Here is a 4,472-nt window from a genome sequence, read left to right as displayed (position 1 = left end):
GGTAAAAAAATAATAAGGGTACGGTGGTGTACCCTAAAGCTATTGATTTCTTAAGTGGAAATAATTTTACAATTCATCATAAACAGTATTGTGAATTTCAAGCTCTAAAACTTTATTGTCAGCGTCGATATAAAAGTCGCTATTGTAATTTATTTTGTTTACTTTTAACACTCCGCCATTATCTCTTACATACAACGCTACATCGTCGTCTTGGTCGATAATTACTAGGGTGTTCTCGTTTGTAAGAACTTCGTGTTCTCCGTCATACTTTACTTTAATAAGCCAATCGTTAAATTTCATTTTGATCATTCCTTTTTATTCTTATAAATATCTATAATGTGTTAAAATAAATATGCGGGTGAAACCGCAGTGAAAACCCCTCTATTTACTAAAATTTATACCAGCTTCTTTTGCTCCCACGCTATATAGAAGCTGGTATTTTTAAATTGATTTTGGTATAATTAAAACTCTCCTAAAATAGGTGGATTTATAAACATCTCCCATTTTTTGAAAGTAGACTGCAAAACCTCGGCTATTAATATCATTAGTAGTTGAGTTTTTTGTATTACATACACTACGCTTCTTGTTCATTTTGCTCCAATTTATTAGCTATTTCTATTAACTTCTCTCTTATTTCTCTAACTGTTTGGTCTTCACTAAATACATAGCTGAAAGGTATACCTGACTCTGTCTCAGCATAAATGGTAACTAAATCTCTATAATTGTTATAAGTTAATGTATAATTTTTAATTTTCATATCATTTCACCTTTTACGTCTACTTATGTAGGCGTTATTTTTATACCAATTCGCCCCATAGTGGAGGGGTAAAAAAATAGGGCAAGTGAATGCCCTGTTATTATTAATCGAAAGGCTCTACTACATCTAATAATTGTTATCAAGATAATCTTTTAATTTTTTTATAGCTGTTTCTTTGTTTATTATCTCATTTTCTAAAGCATTTTCTGTATTGATTGCCAATCTTACAAATTCTGAATATTCATTATTCGAAATATTGTTTATTATATTTGAATTACTAGTATCACTATTTTCAGAAACCTTTTTCACACCATTATAAGTTAGATATAGAGCAGGGGACCAAACCGCTGCAGTAGTTTTAGCTCCTACACCCATCATTTTATTACCTGTCCTTTGCAATTCTTCACCTAAGCGTTCTACTTTTTTAGCCCTTGTTATAGTTTTTAAAAATTTATCTGTCGGGTATTGGTGTCTGATAATTATATTAACATTGAATTCAATTTCTTTTTTAATTTTATCGTTGTGAGGATCATTTTTTGTTGTATCTAACGATTTGATTAATTCGTTTATTTTCTGAAAATTATCTTCGTTTACAATACTAATATCTATCTTAGTTATATCATCGTATACTTCTTTTCCAGGATTTTCTAGTTGAACACTTTTAATAATATACGGTCTAATATATACATATTTCTCAAATTGCTTTAGTTTTGAAAATTCATTTAAAATCTTTTTCTTTTTCTCAATATCATATTTATCATAAATGTTGACTACATTTTTAGGTAAATGCATTTTAAACTCAGGTTCATAACTCAATTTTTCTTTTAAAGTTAGTTTCATAAATACTCTCCTTTTTAGTTTTGTTTAAAATAGTTTTTGACTTGTTATAATGTGACTTATAGTTTTATAAAACTATTTTTCCTACTACTTTCAAATCATTAAATGAACTTACTGTAATGTCTTCGTACTTCGGATTTAAAGAGATGAGTTTAAGATATTCTGGGTAAATATCCACACGTTTGATAAAGCTTGCGCCATCAAGAACTACTAATGCGATCGTTCCGTCCTTAATGTTAGTTTCTCTTTTAATAAATGCGTATGTACCTTCTTTAATCATTGGTTCCATTGAATCACCGTTGACTAATATGCAGAAGTCAGCACCTTTAGGAACTTCATCTTCATAAAACTCAACATCTTCCTCAATTAAGTCATCAAACAATTCTTCGCCGACTACACCAGCAGCTGCAGCGTGCATACGTTTGATAGTAATAATATTTCTGTCGTTTTCAGATACTTCGTTGTTCTGTTCATCTAGTTGTTTATTAGCAAAATCTAATACATTATGCTGACGTGGAGGTGTGAGTTGGGATATAGTAGTATTGATTTCTTCAATAACTTTATTTTTATTATTTTCGCTCACTAAATCTAAGGGTTCTACACCAAAGATATTAGCGATTTCAGGTAATTTATCTAGTTTAGGACTTCTAATACCCTTCCTCCATCTTGTAACAGTTGTGCGGTTAACATCTACTAAGTTTGCTAAATCACTATCACTCATGTCTCTTTTATTCATAAGTCGCTCTAAATTTGAAGAAAATGAAGTCATTTTTTTACCTCCTTTAAACTTGTTTTTAAATTTATAACTTCATTATATGTCTTAAGTTCCAAAAATGCAACAAAAACATAAAATTATGTGTAGAGTAAAAAAAATATGTTAAAAACACTTGCAATTTTGGAACAATGGGTTTAGTATTGTTGTCAGGAGGTGTTCCAAAAATGCACAAAGATTTATATAGCTCTCGTAAAACAGCTAAAAAAAATCAAGACTATATGGGAAACCTAATAGGCGTTTCAGGTCAACAATATGGAAAAAGAGAACGTGGAGAAATTCCTATTAGCTTAGATGAAGCTATGGTTTTTTCTAAAGATCTTGAGATTCCTATTCAAGAATTGTTCCCAGAATATTTTTTTATCAAAGAAGTTCCAAAAATGCACAAAGAACGACAAACAACTTAATAGGAGGAAACCACATGCAAGATTTACAAACTAAACCTGACATCGGAAAGATGTTCAACATTCAAGAAAAAGAAAATGGAGAAATCGCAATCAGTGGTCGAGAACTTCATCAAGCGCTAGAAGTAAAGACAGCGTATAAAGATTGGTTCCCTAGAATGCTGAAATATGGTTTTGAAGAAAATACGGACTATACAGCTATCGCTCAAAAAAGAGCAACAGCTCAAGGCAATATGACTCACTACGTTGACCACGCACTCACACTAGACACTGCAAAAGAAATCGCAATGATACAACGCAGTGAACCAGGCAAGCGTGCAAGACAATATTTTATTCAAGTAGAAAAAGCGTGGAACAGTCCAGAAATGGTAATGCAACGTGCCTTAAAGATAGCAAACAATACAATCCTACAATTAGAAACTCAAATTGAAAAAGATAAACCGAAGATTGTATTTGCTGATGCAGTAGCTACTACTAAAACATCAATTCTGGTTGGTGAGTTAGCAAAGATTATTAAACAAAACGGTATCGATATTGGTCAGCGTAGATTGTTTGAATGGTTACGCCAAAATGGATTTCTCATTAAACGTAAGGGTGTAGATTACAACATGCCAACACAATACTCAATGGAACGAGAATTGTTTGAAATCAAAGAAACCACAATCAGTCATTCTGATGGACATACATCGATTAGTAAGACACCCAAAGTTACTGGTAAAGGACAACAATATTTTATTAACAAATTTTTGAACGAAAAACAAAACAATTAACAGGAGGAAACCACATGCAAGGACTTAAAAGAACAGCGTACCCACAGATTCATAGTATTAACGCAATGAATGATTCACTCAACGATGAACAAAAGCTACTAAAAAAAGATTTAAACGAAGGAATTAAAAACGCCAAACTTTCATACGTAGAAATAAAAGAAGTTCTCTACCTAATAGATAGAGAACAACATTATTTAGCTAATCATCATCGTTAGATTGGAATTGACTAAAAAAATCCTTTTGTAGAAGCAGCATCGCGGTATTGTAAGCGATAGATTGAGAATACTTTTTGTTTAGCTCATAAAGAGATAAGTAAAGTATATCAAAACAAACAACTTAAGGAGGTGAAATGAATTGAAAGAAATAGAAAACATCGAAATAAACAAACTAAAATTCGACGATGATATCAACCAACTTGTCCCAGAAATGACTGAAAAAGAATTTGATGATCTAGTGGCTAATATCGAAATGCAAGGTCAACATACGCCGATTCATATCAATTGGGATAACACAGTGTTGGACGGTCGTCATAGAGTGAAAGCTTTAAAAGAGCTAAACACTAATACAGTCAAAGCAATTAGAGAAAACCTTGAAAAAGATGAAGCACTTAAATTTGTTAGGGATACAGCAGTTGAACGCAGAAATTTAACAGCTAATCAAAGGTTGAACATTGTGTTAAACGCCAAAGACTTAATCGGAGATATTCAAGAAAGAGCTAAAGAACAAAAGCGCAAAGCGATTCTTCAAGCTGAACAAAATAATTCTAAGAAAAATAAAGATTTTCGTTTTAGTTCAGCTGAACCACAACGAAAGTTAATTAGCAATAACGAGCGACCAGTCATCATAGAAGAATCTAAAACCAATAAATCTAGTACTCCAGTACACGAGAACAAAGAATTAGCAGAACTTGCTGGTGTCAGTAAATCAACTGT

General features: G+C 31.8%; 8 protein-coding genes. 4 read left to right on the top strand and 4 right to left on the bottom strand.

All coding sequences use genetic code 11. The features are described 5' to 3' along the window. Positions 1-66: 66 nt before the first annotated feature. From HMPREF2846_RS08850 to HMPREF2846_RS08835, 4 genes are all read right to left on the bottom strand, one after another. On the bottom strand, positions 67-300 hold the full coding sequence (locus HMPREF2846_RS08850) for a hypothetical protein (protein ID WP_060804169.1): 234 nt from the start codon (positions 298-300) through the stop codon (positions 67-69). Positions 301-574: 274 nt separating this feature from the next. Beyond that, the gene (locus HMPREF2846_RS08845; RefSeq protein WP_070463375.1) at positions 575-757 is read right to left on the bottom strand and encodes a hypothetical protein; all 183 of its coding nucleotides are present in this window, start codon (positions 755-757) and stop codon (positions 575-577) included. 126 nt (positions 758-883) lie between these two features. Next, positions 884-1,597, bottom strand: coding sequence for a hypothetical protein (locus tag HMPREF2846_RS08840; RefSeq protein WP_070626474.1), 714 nt, complete (start codon positions 1,595-1,597; stop codon positions 884-886). 64 nt (positions 1,598-1,661) lie between these two features. Further along, complete coding sequence (locus tag HMPREF2846_RS08835; protein ID WP_070626473.1) at positions 1,662-2,363, bottom strand: helix-turn-helix domain-containing protein; 702 nt, start codon at positions 2,361-2,363, stop codon at positions 1,662-1,664. A gap of 170 nt (positions 2,364-2,533) precedes the next feature. On the opposite strand from HMPREF2846_RS08835, the gene HMPREF2846_RS08830 reads away from it, so the two are divergent. From HMPREF2846_RS08830 to HMPREF2846_RS08815, 4 genes are all read left to right on the top strand, one after another. Continuing rightward, the gene (locus tag HMPREF2846_RS08830; protein WP_070626472.1) at positions 2,534-2,773 is read left to right on the top strand and encodes a helix-turn-helix transcriptional regulator; all 240 of its coding nucleotides are present in this window, start codon (positions 2,534-2,536) and stop codon (positions 2,771-2,773) included. A gap of 14 nt (positions 2,774-2,787) precedes the next feature. Next, complete coding sequence (locus tag HMPREF2846_RS08825) at positions 2,788-3,540, top strand: phage antirepressor KilAC domain-containing protein (RefSeq protein ID WP_070626471.1); 753 nt, start codon at positions 2,788-2,790, stop codon at positions 3,538-3,540. 14 nt (positions 3,541-3,554) lie between these two features. After that, positions 3,555-3,755 (top strand): hypothetical protein, encoded by a 201-nt coding sequence (locus HMPREF2846_RS08820; RefSeq protein WP_070626470.1) that lies wholly within the window; start codon positions 3,555-3,557, stop codon positions 3,753-3,755. A 139-nt stretch (positions 3,756-3,894) separates the two neighbouring features. Continuing rightward, positions 3,895-4,472: ParB N-terminal domain-containing protein (locus tag HMPREF2846_RS08815; RefSeq protein ID WP_083309995.1), on the top strand; the 578-nt coding region annotated here is incomplete at its 3' end.

Source organism: Staphylococcus sp. HMSC056G08 (assembly GCF_001812305.1).
Lineage (GTDB): Bacteria > Bacillota > Bacilli > Staphylococcales > Staphylococcaceae > Staphylococcus > Staphylococcus simulans.
The sequence above is the reverse complement of the archived record's forward strand: the minus strand, read 5'-3'. Positions and strand labels throughout refer to the sequence as shown.